Source organism: Actinomadura soli, assembly GCF_005889715.1.
Taxonomy (GTDB): Bacteria; Actinomycetota; Actinomycetes; order Streptosporangiales; family Streptosporangiaceae; genus Spirillospora; species Spirillospora soli.
Genome location: NZ_VCKW01000151.1, coordinates 1 through 21,934, shown reverse-complemented (window position 1 = coordinate 21,934; position 21,934 = coordinate 1). Strand labels below are relative to the sequence as shown.

Below are 21,934 nucleotides of genomic sequence, written 5' to 3'. Positions count from 1 at the left end.
AGATGTGTATAAGGGACAGGATCTCGTCCTTGAGGATGTCGAGGATCCGGCACACGCCCTCCTCGCCGCCGACCGCCAGGCCGTAGACGTAGGGGCGGCCGATCAGGACGGCGCGGGCGCCCAGGGCGAGCGCCTTGACCACGTCGGTTCCCCGGCGCACGCCGCCGTCCAGGAGGATCTCGGTGTTCCGGTTCCCGATGGCGGTGACGATCTCGGGGAGGACGTCGAGCGTCGCGGGCGAGAAGTCGAGCTGGCGGCCGCCGTGGTTCGACACGACGATGCCGTCCAGGCCGAGGGCGGCGGCCCGGGTCGCGTCCTCGGGGGTCAGGACGCCCTTGACGTAGAAGCGGCCCTGCCAGCCGTCGCGCAGCCAGGCCAGGTCGTCCCAGGTGAGCGTTGACTGGCTCAGGTGGCGGTCCTGGATCTCGACCGATCGCACCGCGGCGGAGACTCCGGCGCCCTCGACGAGGTTGCGGGCGGGGATGCGTCCGTGGCGGAGCGCCTGGTACGTCCAAGTGGGGTGGCGGCACAATCGCAGTGCCGCGCCCGGTGAGAGGACCGGCGGTGGGCCCATCCCGGTGCGGCGCTCGCCCTCGCGGTTGCCGCGGACGGGATAGTCGGCGGTCACCATCATCATCCGGTTGCCCGCGTCCCACGCGCGTTTCATGAGGGCGGCGGCCGTTTCGCCGGAATGGGGGTAGAGCTGGAAGAAATGGCCCTTGGCGGTGGCGGCGGCGACCTCCTCGATCGTCCAGGACGATGCCGTGCTCAGCACGTGGCGGGTGCCGTGGCGTTCGGCCGCGCGGGCGGCGGCGACGTCCCCCTGCCAGTGGGCGAGGCCGGAGAGGCCGACCGGCGCCAGCAGTACGGGCAGGTCGAGGTCGATGCCCGCGACGGTGGTCGCCAGGTCCGGTGCCCGGTCGCCGGTGAGGACGCGGGGGCGGAACTCCCAGCGGGCGAAGGCCGCCCGGTTGGCGGCGAGTGCGGCCAGGTCGTCCGCGCCGCCGTCGACGTATTCGCGGATCATCGCGGGCAGGCGGCGCCGTGCCGCGCGCCGGTAGTCGTCCACGTTCAGCAGCGGGCCCGGGGCCCGGGGGCGGAGGTCGAATCCGAACGCTCGCATCGGCGGCCGCTCAGGCGCAGTGGACGTTGATGACCGCGGGCCGTCCCTCGTCGCGCACCGCCCGCAGGCCGCGCCGCAGCGCGGGCACCAGCCCGGCGCGCTCGGTGACGCGCTCGCCGTGGCCGCCGGACGCCTCCGCGTACTTCTCGAAGGCGGGAACCGGCTCCAGGCACGCGAAGGCGCTGATCTCTCCGGCCGCCGCGGCATGGCCGCCGGGATACATGGTCAGAGCGGAGTTCTCGACCGCGGCCCAGCGGCCGTTGGCGGCGATGACGGTCAGCACCGGCAGGCCGTGGGCCCGCATGGCGTGGTGGCAGGCGGCCGGGTTCGCGAACATGTACGAGCCGTCGCCGACCGTCGCGATGACGGTCCGGTCGGGTCTCGCGAGGCGGACGCCGAGCGCCGCGGGCAGGCCCCAGCCGAGCCCGCCGGCGGGCGGGGAGTTGAAGTACGCGCCCGGGGCCAGGCCGCCGAGGAACTCCGGACGGGCCCAGTACTCGTTGACGATCACGCCGTCGTCCGGCCGCACCTCGCCGAGCGCCCAGTTCATGAACGTCTTGTCGATCGGGCCCCCGGAAAGGGCGGCGGTGGCGAGCGTCTCCCGGCGGCGTTCGCGGTTCCGGCGCGCCGTCCCGGCGAGACGGGCACGGCGGTCCGGATCGATCGCGGCGGCCCGGTCGTCCAGGGCGGAGAGCAGGGTGGTCAGCAGGCCGCGCGTGTCCGTGGTGATCGACAGGTCGGAGCGGTGGCCCCGGATCGGGTACGCGCCGAAGTGCGGATCGGGCCCGCACTGGACGACGATCGCGTCGTCGCGCGGCTCCCCCGAACCGGGGGTCCACGGGACGTCGACGTCGAGGAAGCAGAGGACGTCCGCCTCCGCGAGAACCGGGCCGAGGTCGTAGCCCAGGTGCAGCGGATGCCCGGACGGGACGTTCACGTACCGCGGCTTGTGTTCGAGCACGCCGATGGAGAAGCGGCGGCACAGCTCGTCCAGGAGGGGCGCGGTTCGCGGGTCGGCGCCCGTGGACGCGGTGACGACGACCGGATGGCGGGCGCCCGCGAGGTGGGCGGCGAGCCGGTCCACCGCGTCCGGATCCGGGGACGCGGGGACCGGCACGGCGGCGGGGCCGTCGCGTGCCTCGACGCCGTTCGCCGGCCGGGCCAGCACTTCGCGCGGCAGGGTGAGGTACACCGGCCCGGCCGGCTGCGTGCGCGCGACGTCGAGTGCCCGGTCCACGACCGTCTCGACCTGCACCGCGTCACGCAGCTCGTAATCCCATTTCACGAATTCGCGGAGCATTCCCGCCTGGTCGTACATCTCCTGCGCCCAGTGGATCCCGGCGTCGCGGGCGCCGGGCGCGCCGTCCTCGAACAGCGGCGTGCGCCCCGCCGTGACCAGGAGCGGGACGCGGCTGCGCGCCGCGGTGAGCACGCCGCAGACCGCGTTCGCCGTCCCGACGCTGGTGTGCAGCATCACCGCCTGCGGCCGTCCGTCGCCGAGATGCGCGCCGTGCGCCATCGAGACGGCGAGGTTCTCGTGCGCGCAGACCACGATCTCCGGCAGGTCGAGGCCCGACACCGGACGCCGCGCGTACGCCTCGACGATCGGCGCGAAGTCCGTCCCGGCGTTCACGAAGAGGCGGCCGATCCCGCGGTTCTTCAGCAGCGCGAGGTATGCCTCGGCGACCGTCCCGGCCGCGAACCGCCTCGTCCGCGCCATCAGCGCCCCCGCGCCCTCAGGACCCGGTCCATCAGGCGACGCCCGGGCCCTCGGCGAGGTTGAACAGGCGCGCGGCGTTGAGGCCGAGGATGTTGCGTTTGGCCTTCGCGTCCAGGAACCGGATGCCGAGGATCGAGCTGGGGAGATCGAAGTCCCAGTGCGGCCAGTCGGAGGCGTAGAGGAGCTGCGTCTCCGCGTTGATCGCGTTCATCGTCGCTTCGAGGAGGTCGTGGTCGTCGCACTCCATCGGCTGGGACGTGTAGTACATCTCCCGCATGTACTCGCTCGGCAGCCGGGTCAGCAGCGGTGCCTCCGACGTCCGCTTGAGGTACTCGTGGTCGAGGCGCTGCATCATGAACGGCACCCACGCCACGCCGCTCTCCACCCAGACGACCTTCAGCCGGGGGAAGCGCTCGGGCAGCCCGTTGATGATCCAGTTGGTCAGGTGCACCATGTTGCAGTGCACGAACGACAGCGCGTGCACCGAGATGAACCTGTTCATGGTCTTCATCCAGTCGTCGTCCCACGTCGGGCCAGCGTGGAAGGCGAGCGGGAGGCCCGTCTCCTCGATCTCGGCGTAGAGGCGCATGAACTGGTTGTCATGGACGGGCGAGTACCGGATGCTCGTGACGAGGAACCCGACGACGCCGGGCCGCCCCGCGAACTCCCGGACGATCCGCAGCGCCATCTCCGGCGAGCGCAGCGGCAGGTACGGCATGAACTTGATGCGCGGCTCCTCGGCGCAGAACGCCTCGATCATCCACCGGTTGTAGGCGTAGGCGGCCTGCGCCTCGCCCTCGGCGAGCGGGGACATGCCGAGGCCGAGCAGGCTGGTCGGGAAGATGACCTGGACGTCGATGCCGATGGCGTCCATCGCGCGGCGGGACAGCTCGATGTCGCGGTGCCGGGTGACGCCCTCGACCGCCTCGGCCTGCGGGTCCTGGTGCGGGACCCGGCCGAACATGGACTGCGAGCTGACGCCCGACCCGCCCGGCGCCGGATACGGGACGTACATCATGGTGCCGCGCGCGTCGAGGGTGGCTAGCGAGTTCGACCTCATGACGGGGTTCTCCATGAACTCGAGGACCTCGCGCCAGTGGGCGTTGGGCTCGCGGTGGGAGTCCACGTCGACGACGAAGTAGTCGTCCAGCCCGAACTCCACCGACTGCTGGCGGGCGTGGTCGAGCATCTCCCGGGTGTCGGTGAAGCGGTCGAACTGCGGCGTGAGCGTCTTCACCCGCGGGTCGGTCGTCATCGCTGCTCCTGTCCGTCCTGCTCCTGCCGTCTCGTGGCGTCCACCCGGCTGTTGGAGAACCACACCGCGAACTCGAACGGGGTGAGCGACTGGGCGTGCAGCAGGGCGGCGGCGGCCGTGCACGCCTCCGTCGGCGTCAGCTTCAGCTCGGCGAGCTCGGCCGGGCCGTACGGATTCTCCGAGCCGCCCGAGTAGAGCCGGACCGCGAGCGTCAGGAGCGCGCCCAGTTGCGCCGGGTCGTCGGGACGGTGACCGGTCGCGACGAGGTCGCCCAGCTCCGAGACGAGCCGCTCCAGCGCGGACGCCGCCGGGCCGCCGGACGCCGCCTGGTAATCGGACGCCGCCCGGCCGTCAGAGTTCGACAACGATCTCACCGCCCTGCTCGAAGACCTGGTAGCCGCGCAGCCGGACCCGCGGGTCCCCGGGATGGGCGCCGGTGCGCAGGTCGTACTCGTAGCCGTGCCAGGGGCACACGATGTGCAGGTCGTCGGAGAACGCGTCCCCGAGGCTGCGCTTGTCGGCGTCGAGCCGCTCCGTCACCCGGTTGATGACCATGCCCTGGCACACCGGGCCGCCCGCGTGCACGCAGTAGTTGCCGTAGGCGTAGAGCGCGCCGTCGATCCGGAAGACGCCGATCTCGGTGCCGTCGACGTCGACGACCAGCCGATCGCCGTCGGCGAGCTCCGCCGAGCGTCCGACCACCACCTGCCCGTGCATCATCTCACCACCTCGGCATCAATATTGTATAGAGCTTGCCCAGCCGTCAATGGTCTGCGGCGATAATCCTATTGAAGATAGGCTATCGAGCTGATCGTCAGCCGGGCGCGACGGCGCCCGGAAGGTAGTGAGCCGTCGTGTCGGCAAAGGTATTCGGACCCTTCGTTTGCGCTGATGTTGAGCCTTCGGGGTATCGGCGACGTTGGCCGGGTCAGCAGGACCACGCCGAAGGGTGAACGGGGGCAGCGCGATGGGATTCGTCAGCACGCGGGACGGCGAGCAGATCTTCTACAAGGACTGGGGGTCGGGGCGGCCGGTGGTCTTCATCCACGGATGGCCGCTGAACGCCGATGCCTGGGACGACCAGATGAAGGTGGTGGCCGAGAACGGCTTCCGCGGCATCGCCCACGACCGCCGCGGCCACGGCCGCTCCAGCCAGCCGTTCAACGGCTATGACTTCGACACCTTCGCCGACGACCTCAACGACCTGATCACCGGCCTGGACCTGCGGCACGTCACCCTGGTGGCGCACTCGATGGGCGGCGGCGAGCTGGCCCGCTACATCGGCCGCCACGGCACCGACCGCCTCGACAAGGCGGTACTGCTGTCGGCGATCCCGCCGCTGATGCTCCAGGGGCCCGGCAACCCCGAGGGCGTCCCCGAGCAGGTCTTCGAGGACATCAAGAACGGCATCCTCAAGGAGCGCTCGCAGTACTGGAGGGACGCCGCCGACGGATTCTTCTCGGCCAACCGCCCCGGCAACAAGGTCACTCAGGGCAACAAGGACGCGTTCTGGTTCATGGCCATGCACGAGTGCATCCAGGCCGGCGTCAAGTGCGTGGACGCGTTCGCGCGCACCGACTTCCACGACGATCTGCGCCGCTTCGACATCCCCACCCTCGTGGTGCACGGGGACGACGACCAGATCGTCCCGATCGATGCCACCGGCCGCAAGTCCGCCGAGATCATCCCGAACGCCGTCCTCAAGGTGTACGAGGGCGGCTCGCACGGCATCGCGCTGGTCCCCGGCGACAAGGAGAAGTTCAACCAGGATCTGCTGGACTTCCTCAAGAGCTGACGCGAGCGCGATCGGGTGACCAGTATCGGGCCGCCCTTGGGTCGCTGGAGCCCCGACGGCTTCACCCGCCCCAGTTCAGGAGGCGGTGAAGATGTCCAGGGGGAGGAACGCCGACACGAGGACGCGAGGTCGCCCAGCCGTCCGCGATGGCCCAGCGCACCAGAAACGGCTCCGGGAAATCATCGCGCAGGAACCCGAACCCCGGCGCCTGCGTGGTGAACCCGAACGCGTCCGGCGTCCCCATGACGACCTCGTCGCCGGGCCCGCGGCGCACCACCGGCGGGATGCCGGGATGCCAGCGGTTGTGTCCCGTGCCGGGCTCCTCCCGCAGGGGCTTGGCGGGGTCGATCCTGATCTCGCGCACGGCCATCCCGCCACTCTCCTCACGCGGGCACGCGAATGACGGGAGCGTTCCGCCTCCTTCCCGCGGCTGTCAACGCGCGGTGGGCAGGGCCTTCTCGCGGTAGAAAGCGGCGATCATGGCCTCCCGGCCGGGCAGGTTGAACTCGCGGCCCAGCGTCCGCATGATCGAGTTCTCGCTCGGACGGTAGATGCCGCGCCGGTGGTAGTAGCCGCCCTCGTAGGTGTCGATCACGCCGCCGTCGGGTGTGGGCTGCCCGAGGAAGCGCGCCCACTTGGTCTGGTTCTGCCGCATCTGCTCCCGCGTGTAGATCGAGACGTTAAGTTCCCTGGGCTCCGGGCCCCGGTAGACGTCGCCCTGGCCGTCGCTGTACTCGTCCGCGAGGCCGCCGACCGAGTGCCCCATTTCATGGATGGCGACTTCCCCCGACCGCGCGTTTCCGCCGGACGCGGTGGCCACGGCGCCGCCCGCCCCGCCGTAGGTGGTGGAGTTGCCCAGCGCGAGGACCTGGTCGACGTCCCGGGCCGCGGCTGCGTATTGCTGGGCCTTGGTCTCGTTGACGCAGAGCAGCCGCTGGATTCCAGCGCACCAGAAACCCATGTCGAGCGCGGTGGCGCGCTCGATTCCCTGGGTGGGGTCATTGTCCACGCCGGATTGCTGGGAGACGACGTTGACCTGCCACACATTGAACTGCTTGCGATGCGAACGGAATGGCTCCCTGGCCATGATCTCGTCGAATTTGCCGCGCACCTGGCCGCCGTAGACGCTCAGCTCCGAACCGGTGTAGCCGTCGCCGACGAAGACCAGGTCGAACCGGCTCTCGCTCGGCCCGTTGACCTCGATCGGGATCACCTCGGCCGCCGCGACCCGGGATGGGGGAGCCGGCGAGGTCTGAACTTCGCGGGTGACGCGGAGTCGCCGAATGGCGCCGTCCGGTGAGAAGACCTCTCGCCATTCGGTGCGGACCGGCGCGTGTTGCGCGGTGGCGGGTTCCGTGACGACGGCGCTCAGCGCGGACGCCGTTACGCCTATGCAGGTCAGATAGGAGAGCAGAGGTCTGATACGCATGGGGGGAGCTTTCTTTGAGGGTCCCCCGAGTATGGGAGGAAAGGACGGCCCCTTCCCCATCTCAGTTGCTCATAATCTCCGCCTTATGGATCGCTGAGATCGTGTCCGGCAGAACCGGTGCCCCGGCATTCCCCGTCCTCTATATTTCAGGGCCAATGGTGTGGAAGGCGGTGTGACGTGCAGCTCGAGCTCCGCCACCTCCGGACGCTGTGCGCGATCGCGGACGCCGGCAGCCTGAGCCGCGCGGCCGCGACGGTCGGCGTCTCCCAGCCGGCCCTGACCGGACGGCTGCACCGGATCGAGTCGGCCCTCGGCGGCCAGGTCTTTCGCCGCGGCCGGCAGGGGGTGAGCCCGACGCCGTTCGGCCTGTTCGTGCTGAGCCGGGCCCGGTCCGTCCTGGTCACCGTGGACGAGCTGCTCACCGGCATCGAGACCGAGTCCGGCGCGGCGGGCGTGCGCATCGGCGGCTACGCCACCCCCGTCCTCACCGGGCTGCTGCACCGGCTGTTCGAGCTGCCCGGCGCCCGGATCACCGTCCACACCGAGTACTCGCCGCGGCTGCTGTTGGACCTGCTGGCGTCCCGGCGGCTGGACGCGGCGACCCTGGTCGACTATCCCGGGCACGAGCTGCCGGCCCGTCCGAGCGTCGGCGTCCGCGTCATCGCGACCGAGCCGATCGCGGTCGCGCTGCCCGCCGGCCACCCGCTCGCGGCCGGCGACGAGGTCCCGCTCGCCCGGCTCGCCGACGAGGACTGGCTGGTCACGCCCCCGGACGGCGCCGGATGGCCGGAGTACTTCTACACCGCCTGCCAGGAGGCGGGCTTCGCGCCCCGCGTCCGGCACATGATGACCGAGCACGACATGATCCGCGCGCTCGTGGCGGAGGGACGCGCGGTCGCCCCGTGCCAGGCGACCCTCACGGTCGGCGCGGACGTCGTCGTCCGCCCCCTGACGTGCCCCACCCTGTGGATGCGGCACCTGCTCGCCTGGCGGCTCGGCGGCCCGCTGGCCGACCGCGCGCCCGAGCTGGCCGCACTGGCAGGCGAGGCACATCGGGCGGCCGCCGCCAACGTCCCCGGCCTGGCTGCCCGCCTCCACCCCGACCTGCCAGTGCGCAGTGGGCGTGCCGCCGGGCCTGTCTAGCGCGGGCCGGGGGCCGCCTTGATGGAATGGTGGGATTGGCCGGCCGGGTTTCCGACCCACCTCGCGTCCGGGGGCACTTCCTCGCCTTTCATGAGGAAGGAGTCGGCGTCGAGCGCGGCTCCGTCGCCCATCGTCACGTCGTAGTGGACGAACGACTCGACGCCCAGGGTGCAGCCGGCACCGATCCGGGTCCGGCCGGATTTGAAGACGCCCTCCTCCAGGGAATGGCACTGGATCACGCTTCCGGCATTGAGCGTGCACTCGTCCCCGATGGTGACCAGTGTCTTTTCCGGAATGGCGCAGCCGTCGTCGAAGACCCGGCGGCCCATGCGCACGCCCAGCAGTCGCCAGACCACGTTCTTGAACGGGGTGCCGTTGAACGGCGCCCGCCCGCCCATCTTCCAGAGGCGCTCATGCCACCAGAAGTAGGGATCGTAGATCGAGCGCAGCCGGGGTTCGAGGGAGCGGAAGCGCAGTACGGCCCGCTCGACCAGCACACCGAAGCCGACCGTGAACAGGAGGGAGGCCAGGGTGGCGGTGACGATCGCGGCCGCCGCGTCGCCGCGGAGCTGGTCTTCGACGGCGAGCCACACCACCGTCACCCCGAAGAGCCGGAACCAGCCGGTGAGGAGGTAGAGGGCCATGGTGGCGAGGTTGTAGCGGTTCTTGGCCGACAGCCGGCGGCGGAACTCCGCACCCTTCTCCAGCTCGGCGAACGCGTGGTCGCGTTCCACCGAACGGGGGATCTCGAAGCACGGCGAGCCCAGCAGGCCGGTGTCCTCCCGGACGGGGCCGTCCACGGGCACCGCCACCTTCGTCCCGAGCAGGACGTTGTCGCCGACCGCCGCCCCCGCCGGGAACACGATGTTGTTGCCGAGGAAATTGCGCGCTCCGATCCTCACCTCCGACGCCCTGAAGGACGTGCTGGAGAAGTCGGCATTCGCGACCCACAGCGCGTCGGAGATCATCGTGCCGCTGCCCACGGTGGTCAGATAGGGGGAGTGGTGCTGCAATTCCGTGCCGAAATTGCTTCCGGTCTGCACGACCGGCCGCGAGAAGCGGTATCCGAGTGCGCGCAGGTACCCGACGATGTAGGAGCTGTCGCCGAACAATGTGGTGAACAACGGCACGTTCGTCACGCGCTTGGTGGTCATGAGCGCCCAGTACTGCCGTCCGTAGAGCCGGTAGACCTTGCCGGGCCGGACGAGGAGGCCGAGCAGGCGCGGGACGGTGAGCACGAACGCCAGCGCCGCGACGAGACCGCCGAAGAACAGCAGGCCCGAGATCATCGCGGCGTCCAGGTAGAGCGCCGGGCGGCCGAGCCCGCCCGACTCCGCGCTCATGATCTCGGCCAGCATCGGGAACTCGGTGAGCAGGCCGACCAGGACGACGAATCCCAGCGGCATCGCGACCCCGAGCACCGTCAGCAGCTGCAGGGCGCCGTAGCAGAACCGCCTCGCGGTGCCGCACGCCATCGGCGGGATCGGGAGGAAACCGGTGCCGGTCGGACGGGCCGGGCAGCCGTGCCAGCGCTCACCGGCGGGCACGGCCTGCCCGCCGTGCAGGGACGAGGCGTGCCCGAGCTGCGTGTCGTCGCCCATGGCGGTGTCGATGTCGAGGACCGTGTTCTCGCCGACGAACACGCGGTCCCCGAGCGTGACCGCGCCCGTCCGGATCACCCCGGCGTCGGCCCGGTACCCGGACATCGCGCAGCGCTCCCTGATGATCGTCCCGGCGCCGACGGTGAGCAGATCGGTGCACACGGCCGTCCTGGAGAAGATCACGGCGCCGCGGCCGATCCGCGCTCCGAGCAGCCTGAGGTAGAGGTTGTAGACCGGTGATCCGGCCAGCAGCGCCATCGGGCTCGACCGGATGAGCGTCTTGACCGTCCAGAAGCGGACGTAGCCGAGGCTCCAGACGCGGATCCGCCGCGGTTTCCAGCGGCCGATGAGCGCCCACTTCGCCAGGACGGGCAGCGCGCACAGGAACGCGAAGAACGCGCCTCCGGACACCGTGCTCCGCAGGTACAGGTCGGCGGGGCCGGTGGCGCCGGACGTCCACCCGTAGGCGGTGGCGCCGACGACGGCGCCGGCGTAGACCGTCGCGACGAACAGCAGCAGTTGCAGGGCGCCGCAGACCACGTACTCGCGGACGCGCTTGCGCACCGCCGGCCGGTCGTCCGGAGACGCCGCCCGCCCGGGAGCCGCGGCCGTCTCCGCGTCCGGCGGCGGATGCGCGGGCACCCGTTCGGCCAGCACCGTTGCCAGGCCCTTGACCTGCGGGTTCTGGTAGACGTCCAGCATCGACACCGGCAGGTCCGTCCGCTCCCTGACCGCGGCGCAGAACCGCGCCATCAGCAGCGAGTCGGCGCCCAGATCGTCGAAGAAATGGCTGCCGGCCGACACGCGCTCCAGCCGCAGCACCCCGGCGAGCGCGTCGGCCAGCTCCCGCTCCGTCGCGGTCTCCGGGGCGAGGTGGCCGTTGGACGCGGCCTGCCTGCGCGGCGTCCTCGGTGCGGGCAGCCGGCCGCGGTCGGCCTTGTCGCTCGGCAGCATCGGGATGGCGTCGAGCTCCTCGTAGTACGCCGGCACCATGTAGCCCGGCAGGTGCTCCCGGGCCCGCGCGCGGAGCCGGTCGGAGTCCAGCGGCGCGTCGCGGTCCCGCCGCGTGAAGTAGGCGACGAGCTCGGTCACGCCCGGCCCGGGCTCGTGGGTGCCGACCACCACCTGCGCGATCTCGGGCGCCTGCGACAGGACCGACTCGATCTCCGTCAGCTCGATGCGGTACCCCTTGATCTTGACCTGGGTGTCGATGCGCCCGTGGTACTCGATCTCGCCGTCGCCGTTGATCCGGCCCAGGTCGCCGGTGCGGTAGATCCGGCCGGACGGGTTGTGCTCGATGCCGATGAAGTCGCGGACGAACCGGCGCGAGGTGAGGTCGTCGCGGTTCACGTAGCCGCGCGCGAGCCCGATGCCCGCGATGCCGATCTCGCCCGGCTCGCCCGGCGGCAGGGCCCTGTCCTCGTCCGGGTCCAGGATGACGACCGAGTAGGTGGGCAGCGGGACGCCGATCGTCACCGCCCGGTCCGGGTCCAGCGGCGTCCACGTCGCGGTGACGGTCGCCTCGGTCGGCCCGTACACGTTGAGGAACCTGCGGCCCGGACGGTGCCAGCGGGCGACGAGGTCCTGCGGGCACGCCTCGCCCGACACCAGCAGGAAGCGCAGGCCCGGGAGGTCCTCGTCCAGGGTCGCCAGAAGGGTCGGGACGCAGCACAGCGCGGTGATCCGCCGCTCCCGCATGAAGTCCAGCAGGTCGTCGCCGACCAGCACCGATCCGCTCGGTTTCGGGACGAGGGTCGCGCCCGAGATCAGCGGCACCCAGATCTCCTCGACGGAGAAGTCGAAGGCGATCGTCATGCCCTGGTACATGCGGTCCGCCGGACGGATCCCGTACACCTCGACGGCGACGCGGACGAAGTTGCAGATGGCGGCGTGCTCGATCGCCACGCCCTTGGGCCGTCCCGTCGAGCCGGACGTGTAGACGATGTAGCACAGGTCGTCGGGCGGGACGCCCTTCTCGGCGCCGGTGAGCCGGTGGCCGGGGAGCGCGCCGATGAGCGCCGCCGCCTCGTCGAGGCACAGCACCGCCGCGTCGGCCTGCCGCAGGTGTTCGCGCAGATGCGACAGGGACAGGACGGTCCGCACGCCCGCGTCCGCCACGATGTACGACAGCCGTTCCGGCGGGTAGCCCGCGTCGAGCGGCACGAACACCGCGTTGATCTTGAGAACGGCCAGCGTCGCCGCGTAGGAGTGCACGGCGTCGTCGAACAGCAGCCCGATCCGGTCCCCGGGACGGGCTCCCTCCGCCACCAGGTGGCGGGCGAGCCGGTTGGCGCGCTCGTCCAGCTCGCCGTAGGTGAGGACGAGGTCGCCGGCGTCGACGGCCGGATGGCCGTCCAGGCCCTCGTCCCGGAGCCGGTCGCACCGCTCCTCGAACAGGTGCTCAAGGCGTTCCCCGGCCCGCCAGCGGATCTCCCGCGAATGTCCCGCCGCGACCAGTACATGGTCCGCGGTGATCTCTCGGGCCGCCGCACCGAAAACGGTGAGCGCCCGACCGCCCGTATCTGTCGTCATCTTCGCTCCGCCCAAGGAGATTAATTCCCTCGAATCGCATCCGCGGTGGAGTCAGAGTCCGCAAGATGAGATGTCAAGACCGAAAGATCATCCAACCGAACCATTGCTCAGCCAAAGTCCCTGACCAGAGGCGGCCATGGAACGGTCCGGCAGGGATTTCTCTTGACAATGAAATGACACCGATTTAAACGATTCATTGACTATGTTGTCGCGGGGCGCGGCGGCCGGGACGGCCCGAGAACGGCCGCGGGCGATTGCGGAACGCGGATCCCCTGCCGACCCTGTAGATCATGAAGTCGCGGCGGCACTCTGAAACGTTCCATTTCAGCCGCGTTCATTCACATTCAAGGCACCGGCGGGTGCTTTTCTATTAGGTCTAGTGACTCCCTGTGGCGGCCTCTCCCGCCGATGACCACGCGAAACGCGCGGCAGAATCACGGCGGTACCCGAAGTTCGTCACACATTGCTCTTTACGAAGCGAATGCCCGTGCATATCGTTCAGCGTCATCCTCCCTCTGGTGCGCGCAACGCGCCGGAGCACACCCGCAGGAGGCAACAGGGCTTCTAGGTCCACGTCCCAGCACTGCTCCCGGGCCAACGAGGTGGCACCCCCACCTGGCTCCATGCCTGCTCGCCGGACAGTCCCCCCGCTCTAGCTCCCGGAACACAGATCCGATTGGTCAGGTAGACCCCCATGATGAAACGCAAGCGCGTCCTCGGCTCGGCGGCGATCGGCGCCGGCCTCCTCGCCGCCCTGTTGGGCCTCCCGAACGGCGCCGTCGCGCAGTCCGCCCCGCCCCCCGCCGCCGTCGCCGTCCAGTCGCCGGACATCCCGGCCGCCAACTCGATGGCGCACGCCCAGCAGTTCCAGACCATCGCCAGCTCCAACGGCGGCAACCGCGCGCACGGCCGCCCCGGCTACCGTGCCTCCGCCGACTTCGTGAAGGCGAAGCTGGACGCGGCAGGTTTCCAGACCACGCTGCAGTCCTTCTCCTACCAGGGCGCCACCGGCTGGAACCTGATCGCCGACTGGCCGCAGGGCGACCCCAACCAGGTCGTGTTCCTCGGCGCGCACCTCGACGGCGTGCCCGCCGGCCCCGGCGTCAACGACAACGGCTCCGGCTCCAGCGCCGTCCTGGAGACCGCGCTCGCCGTCGCCCGCGCCAACGCCAAGCCCACCAAGCGCCTCCGGTTCGGCTGGTGGGGCGCCGAGGAGCTCGGCCTGATCGGCTCGAAGTACTACGTCCAGAACCTGCCCGCGTCGGAGCGGTCGAAGATCAACGCCTACCTCAACTTCGACATGGTGGGCGCGAAGGGCACCCGGACCTGGGGCGTCTACACCGACTCGTCGACCCTCAGCGCGGTCTTCACCGAGTACTTCCGCAGCAAGGGCCTCCCCACCCAGGGGTTCAACATCGGCGCGCGGTCCGACCACGCCTCGTTCAAGAGCGCCGGCATCCAGGTCAGCGGCATCGCCAGCGGCAACGACCCCTGCTACCACGCGCGCTGCGACGACATCAACAACATCGAGTCGTCGGTGATGGGCCACGCCACCAACGCCGCCGCCTACGCGGCGTGGAAGCTCGCGGGCATCCCCGAGGGCGCCGCGCTCCCCGGCACGCCGTACCGGCCGGTCGGCTGAGGAGAGCGACCGATGAGAACACGCAACCTCAAGGCGGCCCTCGTGGCGGTCTGCCTGGGCGCGGCGACCCTGACCGTCGTCGGGACCACCGCGTCCGCCGCCCCCACGACGGTCGCCGGTGCGCCCGCCGCCGCTCCCGCCGAGACGGCGAAGCGCTACCTGGTCACCGGCCCGAAGACGTCCGCGCAGCGGTCGCGGGTCGCTCGCACCGGCGCCGCGATCGACCTGGTGCGCCCGGACGACGCGCTGGAGATCAGCGCCATCCCGTCCGAGGTCGCCGCCATCAAGCGGCTCGGCTTCACGGTGACCGCGCTGGGCGCCTTCCCCCGGCACGCCGCGTCCGCGCAGTCGTACCACACCCACGCGGAGACCATGGCCGAGCTCGACCAGGTCGTGGCCAACTACCCGCAGATCGCGAAGAAGTTCAGCATCGGCCGCTCCTATGAGGGCCGTGACATCGTCGGCGTCAAGATCAGCGACAATGTGGCGGCGGACGAGGCCGAGCCCGAGGTCTTCTACCAGGCCAACATCCACGCCCGCGAGCGCATCACCAACGAGCAGGCGCTCTACTTCATCGGGATCCTCACCAAGGAGTACAACTCCACGGCGCGGATCACCAAGCTGGTCAACGAGCGGGAGTTCTGGATCATCCCGATCCTCAACCCCGACGGCCAGATCTACGACATGACCAGCGACACCCAGCCGGGCCGGATGTGGCGCAAGAACCGGCAGGGCGTCGACCTCAACCGCAACTACGACTACAAGTGGGGGTGCTGCGGCGGCTCGTCCAGCAGCCCGTCCAGCGAGACGTACCGCGGGCCCTCCCCGGCGTCGGCGCCCGAGATCCGGGCCGTCCAGAACTTCGTCAAGAGCCGGATCGTCGGCGGGAAACAGCAGATCGGGATGTTCCTCGACATCCACTCCGTGGCGAACCTCGTGCTGTGGCCGTTCGGCTACACCACCGCCAACACCGTGCCCGGCTCGATGTCGGCCGACGAGGAGGCCGCGCACCGCACCATCGGCGTGGAGGTCGCCCGGTTCAACCGTTACACACCGGAACAGTCGAGCGACCTCTACATCACCGACGGCAGCTCGGACGACTGGCTGTGGGGAGACCAGCGCATCTTCTCCTACACGTTCGAGCTCGGCGGCGGCAACTTCTACCCCGCGCCCTCGCAGATCGAGTCGCTCACCCAGATCAACCGCGACCCGCTGCTGGTCCTGGCCGAGTACGCGGACTGCCCGTACCGCGCGATCAACAAGCAAAGCCAGTACTGTCCCCCGGCGTGACCGCCGGTAGCGGCTGACCTTGCCACCACCCGGGTTTCTCGGACGCGCGTCCGAGAAACCCGGGTGAGTTGTGTCCGGAGACCACCGGCAGCGACCATTTCACGTTCACCAGCACATTTCCGAGGGCTTGTGCGATCGGCGGAACTTCCGCCTCCGATTCCACCGAATCGCGATAACCTGCCGACGGCATGCTCCCACGGACAGGAGGACGAGAGACGGTGGCCGGTCTTCTGGAGATATCCAAGATCAGCGTGGAGTCACTCGGGCAAGAACTGCATTACCGGGTGACCGATTCAAGCACCGGCGAGGCCGTCGCCAACGTGTCCCCGGTCGCGGTCGCCGAGCCTCCCCAAGTGAGCGTGCTCAAGCGCTTCGGCAAACGCGTAGTGCTGGGGCAACTGGGCGGCTGGCCACATCTTCGGCGCCATGTCCCGCGCATCACGGTGCTGGTCACGGACGCCTCGAATTCAGCGGTCATGTTCCTCGACCGGGCAGACAAGATCACGGGCAATCCGTACCCTCCACAATGCGCCGTCATAGAGCCGGACGGCCGAGTGGCGGGCTACCTGACTGATGACCACTATGAGTCTCCGATGCCGACGGCAGATGTCGTTGACGCGGAGGGGATGGCAATAGTCGGCGGTAAACACCATTTGCGAGACCAGACGGGTGCGGCGATCTGTGATGTCGTGACCCGGCTCGCCATGCCGCCGCTGCCCCAGGAGTTGAACTATGACCCGAACGTGGACACGACCAGGTTCGTAGGCCAGGACGGGACCGTGTGGGCGCGGAGGCGGGGCCAGAGCCCCCTTCTGGAGATCTCCCCGGACACCCCGTACCCCATCAGGCGGATGATCCTCGCGTCCATGGTCGCCGACACGATCACTCACGAATATCAAGTTGGGGCCGTGTCGCCCTACAAGCCTCCGACACCACTCCAGGCCGTGCCCGATCCGTATCCGGGATACGCCGACGTTCATTCCCGCTACATGGAGTACCAGCAGGAATTCATCGAGTGGTACCGAAAAGAGATGACCGGCTAGCTGTTCAGAGGTTCTCATCCCACGGGGGCGGCGGGTCTCCCTTCTTCTTCCCGAAGCTGTCGTCCGTCCTGTTGAAGACCGGCGTGTTGGCGTTGTACTTGGCATCGTAATCGTTCTTCTGATCGAAAGTACCCTCGTAGTCGGCGGCCACGCCGGCTTTCGGGCTCTCCGCTCCCACAGTGAACGACTTGTTCTTGAGATTCTCGTTCTCGTCCCACTCGATTTTTCCGCCACCGCCGACCGTGCCCACGTCGGGCGGACCGCCCTTGACTTTGATTTCGAGTTCCTGGCCTTGCAGATCACCGTCTTTGATCTTCGCGTGGTACCCGAGTTCTCCCTCGCCCGCGCCGCCCGGAGTCGTCCCTTTGACGCCGCCTCCGACGTTCCAGGTGTTGTCGATGTCCCGGTCGGCGTCCAGATCTATCCCTGCCAACGGCATCATCTTTTCGCCACGCCTGTTCGCGAAGTTGATTCCACTGTTCGCGGCATTCTGGGTGAGATTGGCGGCAGCGCCGGCCGAACCAGTGATGGCCGCCTTCTGGAGAGCGCCGAAGGCGTTCTCGGCACCGTTGTTCTCCTGCGAGTTGGCAGTGAGCAGCGCGCCCCCTCCCAGCACTGCCGCACCGATCGTCCCGGCAGAGGCGAGCACTCCGGTCGCCACGGCTGTGATCGTCAGGGCCGTCCCCGCGAGGGCCAGGCACTGCCCGTAGACCGGCCCGCCGGCCACCGCGCCAACACCGCTCGCCGTGGCGGCCAGCGCGACCGCGGCGGCGGCCGCGAGTACGTCCAGATAAACCGCCATTCCCATCGCGAACACGGAGTAGGTGAACAGCGCCCAGGCCACCCCCATGATCGAGTATCCGACAGCTGTGCAATACGTACCGAGGGAATCGAGTTGCTGTCGGTGATCCTCGACGTGGCTCTCATAAAGAGGCCGGTCGTCCATGGTCCACGCTTCGCCCGGGATGTCCTTGACGAGCTGGGTGATCTCCTTGGCCGCCCGGTGCAGTTGTTGTGCCGCGTCCGTCCAGTCCCGCGAGCTCAGTTCCAGCTTGGTGGTCTTTCCGGTCGACTGCCTGTACAAGAAGGAGACCATGAGTGCCGGCGGAAGGACCAAGCCTGCGGCTGCGGCCATGTCCGTGGCAGCGGACATCAGGCTTTCAGCCGTTCCCACGATCGAACCGCCGGTCGCACCGGCGAAGAGCGCTCCACCGATTCCCGCGGCCCCGGCGCCGGCCCCCAGCCTGATCCCCTTGTGGTGCGCCCTGCTGGTCCCCGCGGAGCGCGGTTCCGGTGACTGGCTCCGGCCTCCCGTGGTGCCGCCGTTGGGGTCACCCATTTATGTGCCTTTCGTTGAACCGCCGGTTATCGCCTGGTGGCGTTCTTCTTGTTCTGGTCCTCGGTCTGCCCGTAGATTCCCGCCGCGCGCTCGATCTTCTCGGCGTAGTCCTTCGCGGTGGTCATCAGCATCTTGACGTCCTCGAAGGCGAACTGGATCGCCATGGGGTACGCGAGCGCCATCGCCGTGCAGGTGATGCTGAAATCCCCGCCTTCCAGGTTGTAGGTGCCGTCCTCGGTAAGGGTGTCGCCGGCCTTCTTGATCAAGGGAATGACATCGGATCTGAGATCACCGGCGTGCTGTTCGATCCGCCGCGGGTCCGCCTGTTTCGGCTGATGCCCGGGGTTGCCCATGCTCGCTCCCATTCGGAAGAGGCCACCGTGGGTGAAGTCGGACGCAGGCTAACAGCGCGAGGTTCCGAATAGCAGCTCCCGGAAAAGAATCGGGCGTCCACATATCGCGGCCGCCTTACCTGGGCCGGGGATCGTTCCAACCTCCTTATTTCGAACTCTTTGATATGGCGCCGACACGTCGGTGCAGGCTCGGGAGGGACGGACGTGGGGGAGATGGCCCCGCGCTCCCGCCTGCCCTCTTTTCGGACGGGCCAAAACGGGCAAGATTTCCTGGTATCTGTGGTGCGTGGCAGGCTTGTCAGCTGATCGTCTGGGGATGCCCGGCGTTCAGGGGTATGGTGCCCGTGGCCTGGACGGTTGGCGTGCTCGACGGTGCGCGTCCGCCGCTGGACGCGCTTCCTCTTCGGCGCCTCGGACTGGTGCTCGCGACCAGGGGTGAGTGGGTCTGTCAAGAAGAGCAGGTACGCGCCGAGCATCCCCGCCCGCGCGCCGAAGCGCTGGCGATCGTCGTCCGCGCGGGGCGGGATCCCGAAGGCGCGGACGCGTTCGCCGACATGTATCGGCTGGCGGAGCGGTTCGCCGAGGCCGGTCTGGGGATCAGGGTGCACGCGGGCGAGGTGTCGACGGCCAACGTCGCTGCCGCGGCGCGCATGCGGGTCTGACCAGGATCGGGCATGGCGTCCGCGCAGCGGCGGACCGGGGTTGCTGCATCTGCTGGTCGAGAAGGACGCTGGGATGCGCGTTGACGTGCAACGACTACTTCGGCGTCCTGCCGGAGCTGGCGGAGCGTCCACTGCCGCGGCTGGTCGAGGCGGGTGCCGCGGTCACACTGGCCACGGACAATCCCGTCCAGCTCAGCACGACGATTGGGCAGGAGTACGCCGTGGCGGCCGGGCTCGGCATGAGCGTGGAGCAGCTCGCCGGCTTCACCCGCAACGCGATCCGGTCGGCGTTCACCTCGGACGAGCGCAAGTCCGCGATGCTCGCCGAACTGGGCCGGTGCCCGAGCGGATCGCCAGGCCGGGGAGCGCGCCTTTGTCAGGCGGCAGGACGGGCGATGATGACGGAAATGTCGAGCCGGAGGGGGCGCTCGGCGACGACCAGGAATCCGGCTTCTTCGAGGAGGCGCCGGTATTGCTCGCGGGTGCGTTCTCGTCCGCCGACATTGTTCACCAGCATGTTCAGGTCCCACAGGCTGGAGACGGAGGCGTCCTCGGGGTCGTCGGAAAGGGGGCGCTCGATGATCAGTAGTGTGCTGTCGCCGGACGCGGCGTCGCGGATGGCGCGCAGGATCGAAACGCAGGTCTGGTCGTCCCAGTCGTGCAATATGCGGGAGACGACGTAAACGTCGGCGGCGGGCAGGTCGCGGCTGTCGGTGAACGAACCGGCGTGAAGTGTGCAGCGGTTCAGGTGCCCGTGGGCCTGGAGGTTGTCCCGTGCGGTGCCGATGACCTCCGGCCGGTCCAGCAGCGCGCCTTTCAGGTCCGGATAGGCGTCGCACAGATGCGCGAGCAGTTCGCCGTTTCCGCCGCCGATATCGGCGACGGTGCGGGCGCCGGTGAGGTCGACGGCCGCGGCGACGTCCGGGAAGAAGGCCCCCTCCGCCATCGCTCGGGTGAAGAGCCGCCCCTGCTGCGGATGGTCGCGGAAGTACTCGAAAGGCGGTTGCCCGAACACCGCCACGAAAGGCTGGGCGTCGTCCCTGATACCGTCCGCCAGCTTGCCGAAGCTCTCGTAGAACAGGCCGCCGTACATTTGGGCGAGGTGGCGCATGGAGTTCGGGGCGGTGCGGGTCAGCCGACGTCCCAGGGCGGTCAGCGCGAAGGCTTCGCCGGCCGGGGCGAGCGCGCCGATCCAGGGATGGCACAGCGCGCGCAGCAGCCGGTTGAGCCGGTCGGCGTCGACGCCGGTCCGGTCGGCCAGTTCCTTGGGGGTGAGGGGCCGCTCGGCGAGATGGTCGGGGAGGTCGAGGTCGACCATGGCGCGGATCGCCTGGGTGCCCCATGCGCCGGTGAGCCGGCGCAGCAACCGCCGGTCCGTCTCCTCGCCGGAATCGCCGCCGGGGGCGGTCTGGCCCAGGTGGCGCAGCAGCACCTCGGTGTGCCGTCCCGAAACGATGATCTCTAAGCGGCGCGGCCAGCCCATCGCGGTGAACCCGGCGGCGCGAAAGCGCAGCACCGTGGCACCGCCTTCACCCTGCGCCGGGTTGTACCCGCCTCCATCAGGGTGCGGCCCGCCTGGACGGGCGAGGATGGAGCGCAGTTCTTCCACGCGGCCGGGATCGGTGATCCGTACCGCCACGTGGTTCTCGTGCTGCCCTATGCGCTCATTGCGCAATGCGGAGGCGGTCAGTTCGTCGTCCGGGTCGACGCAGAGCACTTCAATGCCGCGTGAGGAATCACCCGATAATTCGCCGTGGATGATTTGCACGTCGAGGCAACCGGCTTTCAGGCGCTCGTCCTGGACGCCGTATCGGGCGGCGAGCCGATCGCGGACCACGCTGCCCGTGAACGGCTTCCGGGGACGGAGCCCCTGTTCTTGCAGGTAGGCGCGGACGGCGTTGAGTTCGGACGGGAAGATTAGGCAGCCGACATGGTCGAGTGCGCAATTCGCGGTGACGGCCTCGACCAGTTCTCGCGGAGCGTCCCCTGGCAGGACGTCGGAAATGGCGTCGACGTCGCTCCGGGAGACGAGATAATCGTGTACGAGCTGGATTCGCCGCTTGTCGTCCCCGATGATGCATGGCTCCCGGGTGACAGCCCTGCCCGAGCTGTTTTCCATGCGCTTCTCCATATTCAACTATGCCTTTGCGGGCCCCTGACAGAACAGTATCATCCGCCACGCCACCGGAGATTCGCGGCCAAGGTGAGATCAACTACATGGCCGCGCCGAGGCTTCGGGATTTGCGGCGGGCCCGCATCAAGTGATCGTGTGCGTGCGAAATGGGTGCCGGATCCGCATGGGAAAGGGGACGGACCCGCAGGTCCGTCCCCTTTTCGATTCCTCTTGCCGCCGGTCTGTCAGTTCCCGAGGATCGGGCCGGTGACACCGCCGATGATGTCGCCGATCGGGTCGAGCGGTCCGCCGGGGCGCTCTCCGTCGTCCGGGTCCTCGGACGGCGGGTCCTCCGGAGGCGGGGAGGGAGTCTGCGTCGCAGGCGGCGGGCTGCTGGGAGGCGGCGTGGTCGGGATCCGGTTCCCCGGCGTCGTCGGGTCGGACGTGCGGTCGCCGCCGCCCGGCTTCGAAGGCTTCTCCGTCGCTGGGGAGCGCTTCCCGGCCGGCGGCGCCGGAGCGGGGTCGGCGTTCCGCTGCCCGCCGCCCGGAGGCTTCGGCGCCCCCGGTGTGCTCGGCTCCTCGGTGGCGCCGCCGCTCGGCGTGGTGCCGCCCGGGCTGGTGTTGGTGTCGGGCGGCGGCCCGAAGGCGTTCACCGTGCCGTCGTCGGTGGACGGCCACGTCATCAGCAGGCCGACCGCGATCGAGGCGGCCACTCCGGCGAAGCCGCCGGCGCCCTTGAGGGCCGTTCTGCGGCGGCGGGGGCGGTCCTGCCCCGGGTCGGCGAAGAACGCGGCGCCGGCGAAGGGGTCGGGTTCGGCGAAGGAGCCCGCCTCGGCGAGGGGCCCGCCGGCGACGAGCTCGTCGCCCGCGCCGGAACCGGCGCCGGAGCCGATG

At 69.6% G+C, this 21,934-nt stretch carries 17 protein-coding genes and 2 pseudogenes; 7 read left to right on the top strand and 12 right to left on the bottom strand.

All coding sequences use genetic code 11. The annotated features are described in order from the left end of the window. From ETD83_RS26000 to ETD83_RS25980, 5 genes are all read right to left on the bottom strand, one after another. The coding region (locus ETD83_RS26000) for an alpha-hydroxy acid oxidase (RefSeq protein WP_138647827.1) at positions 1–1,123 on the bottom strand (1,123 nt) is incomplete at its 3' end. A 10-nt stretch (positions 1,124–1,133) separates the two neighbouring features. Then, positions 1,134–2,843 carry a thiamine pyrophosphate-requiring protein gene (locus ETD83_RS25995; RefSeq protein ID WP_138647826.1) on the bottom strand — a complete coding sequence of 570 codons (1,710 nt, stop codon included), beginning with the start codon at positions 2,841–2,843 and terminating at the stop codon, positions 1,134–1,136. A gap of 31 nt (positions 2,844–2,874) precedes the next feature. Beyond that, positions 2,875–4,098, bottom strand: a complete 1,224-nt coding sequence (locus ETD83_RS25990; protein ID WP_138647825.1) for an amidohydrolase family protein — start codon at positions 4,096–4,098, stop codon at positions 2,875–2,877. Then, positions 4,095–4,463, bottom strand: a complete 369-nt coding sequence (locus tag ETD83_RS25985) for a hypothetical protein (protein WP_138647824.1) — start codon at positions 4,461–4,463, stop codon at positions 4,095–4,097. The genes ETD83_RS25990 and ETD83_RS25985 overlap by 4 nt, the downstream gene beginning before the upstream one ends. Continuing rightward, positions 4,450–4,818, bottom strand: coding sequence for a Rieske (2Fe-2S) protein (locus tag ETD83_RS25980; protein ID WP_138647823.1), 369 nt, complete (start codon positions 4,816–4,818; stop codon positions 4,450–4,452). Before ETD83_RS25980 ends, ETD83_RS25985 begins: the two co-directional genes overlap by 14 nt. Positions 4,819–5,065: 247 nt before the next feature. On the opposite strand from ETD83_RS25980, the gene ETD83_RS25975 reads away from it, so the two are divergent. Further along, positions 5,066–5,893 carry an alpha/beta fold hydrolase gene (locus ETD83_RS25975; RefSeq protein WP_138647822.1) on the top strand — a complete coding sequence of 276 codons (828 nt, stop codon included), beginning with the start codon at positions 5,066–5,068 and terminating at the stop codon, positions 5,891–5,893. 61 nt (positions 5,894–5,954) lie between these two features. On the opposite strand, the gene ETD83_RS25970 is transcribed toward ETD83_RS25975, so the two are convergent. Together ETD83_RS25970 and ETD83_RS25965 are read right to left on the bottom strand one after the other, a co-directional pair. Further along, the gene (locus ETD83_RS25970) at positions 5,955–6,263 is read right to left on the bottom strand and encodes an acetamidase/formamidase family protein (RefSeq protein WP_138647821.1); all 309 of its coding nucleotides are present in this window, start codon (positions 6,261–6,263) and stop codon (positions 5,955–5,957) included. Between the two features lie 63 nt (positions 6,264–6,326). After that, positions 6,327–7,322 carry a M64 family metallopeptidase gene (locus tag ETD83_RS25965; protein ID WP_138647820.1) on the bottom strand — a complete coding sequence of 332 codons (996 nt, stop codon included), beginning with the start codon at positions 7,320–7,322 and terminating at the stop codon, positions 6,327–6,329. 177 nt (positions 7,323–7,499) lie between these two features. On the opposite strand from ETD83_RS25965, the gene ETD83_RS25960 reads away from it, so the two are divergent. Continuing rightward, complete coding sequence (locus tag ETD83_RS25960) at positions 7,500–8,465, top strand: LysR family transcriptional regulator (protein ID WP_138647819.1); 966 nt, start codon at positions 7,500–7,502, stop codon at positions 8,463–8,465. Here ETD83_RS25960 and ETD83_RS25955 read toward each other — a convergent pair. Continuing rightward, on the bottom strand, positions 8,462–12,598 hold the full coding sequence (locus ETD83_RS25955) for a Pls/PosA family non-ribosomal peptide synthetase (RefSeq protein WP_138647818.1): 4,137 nt from the start codon (positions 12,596–12,598) through the stop codon (positions 8,462–8,464). The genes ETD83_RS25960 and ETD83_RS25955 overlap by 4 nt on opposite strands. Positions 12,599–13,292: 694 nt before the next feature. Here ETD83_RS25955 and ETD83_RS25950 point away from each other — a divergent pair. From ETD83_RS25950 to ETD83_RS25940, 3 genes are all read left to right on the top strand, one after another. Beyond that, positions 13,293–14,240: a M28 family peptidase gene (locus ETD83_RS25950; protein WP_230421183.1), complete on the top strand. Its 948-nt coding sequence runs from the start codon at positions 13,293–13,295 to the stop codon at positions 14,238–14,240. 12 nt (positions 14,241–14,252) lie between these two features. Next, positions 14,253–15,530 carry a M14 family metallopeptidase gene (locus tag ETD83_RS25945; RefSeq protein WP_138647817.1) on the top strand — a complete coding sequence of 426 codons (1,278 nt, stop codon included), beginning with the start codon at positions 14,253–14,255 and terminating at the stop codon, positions 15,528–15,530. Positions 15,531–15,748: 218 nt separating this feature from the next. Further along, entirely contained in the window at positions 15,749–16,573 is an 825-nt protein-coding gene (locus ETD83_RS25940) for a hypothetical protein (RefSeq protein WP_138647816.1), read from the top strand. 4 nt (positions 16,574–16,577) lie between these two features. On the opposite strand, the gene ETD83_RS25935 is transcribed toward ETD83_RS25940, so the two are convergent. Continuing rightward, complete coding sequence (locus tag ETD83_RS25935; RefSeq protein WP_138647815.1) at positions 16,578–17,912, bottom strand: hypothetical protein; 1,335 nt, start codon at positions 17,910–17,912, stop codon at positions 16,578–16,580. Positions 17,913–17,938: 26 nt separating this feature from the next. Further along, positions 17,939–18,265, bottom strand: a complete 327-nt coding sequence (locus ETD83_RS25930; protein ID WP_138647814.1) for a hypothetical protein — start codon at positions 18,263–18,265, stop codon at positions 17,939–17,941. Positions 18,266–18,609: 344 nt separating this feature from the next. Between ETD83_RS25930 and ETD83_RS44835 the strand changes: the two genes are divergently transcribed. After that, positions 18,610–18,927, top strand: coding sequence for a hypothetical protein (locus ETD83_RS44835; RefSeq protein ID WP_230421182.1), 318 nt, complete (start codon positions 18,610–18,612; stop codon positions 18,925–18,927). Beyond that, positions 18,924–19,199 (top strand): annotated as a pseudogene (locus tag ETD83_RS46090) (hypothetical protein); the annotation flags it as partial. The gene ETD83_RS44835 and the pseudogene ETD83_RS46090, both read left to right, overlap by 4 nt. Before the next feature lie 104 nt (positions 19,200–19,303). On the opposite strand, the gene ETD83_RS25920 reads toward ETD83_RS46090, so the two are convergent. Both ETD83_RS25920 and ETD83_RS42800 read right to left on the bottom strand, forming a co-directional pair. Beyond that, entirely contained in the window at positions 19,304–21,046 is a 1,743-nt protein-coding gene (locus tag ETD83_RS25920) for a methyltransferase (protein WP_171064434.1), read from the bottom strand. A gap of 239 nt (positions 21,047–21,285) precedes the next feature. Further along, positions 21,286–21,934: pseudogene (locus ETD83_RS42800) on the bottom strand (hypothetical protein); the annotation flags it as partial.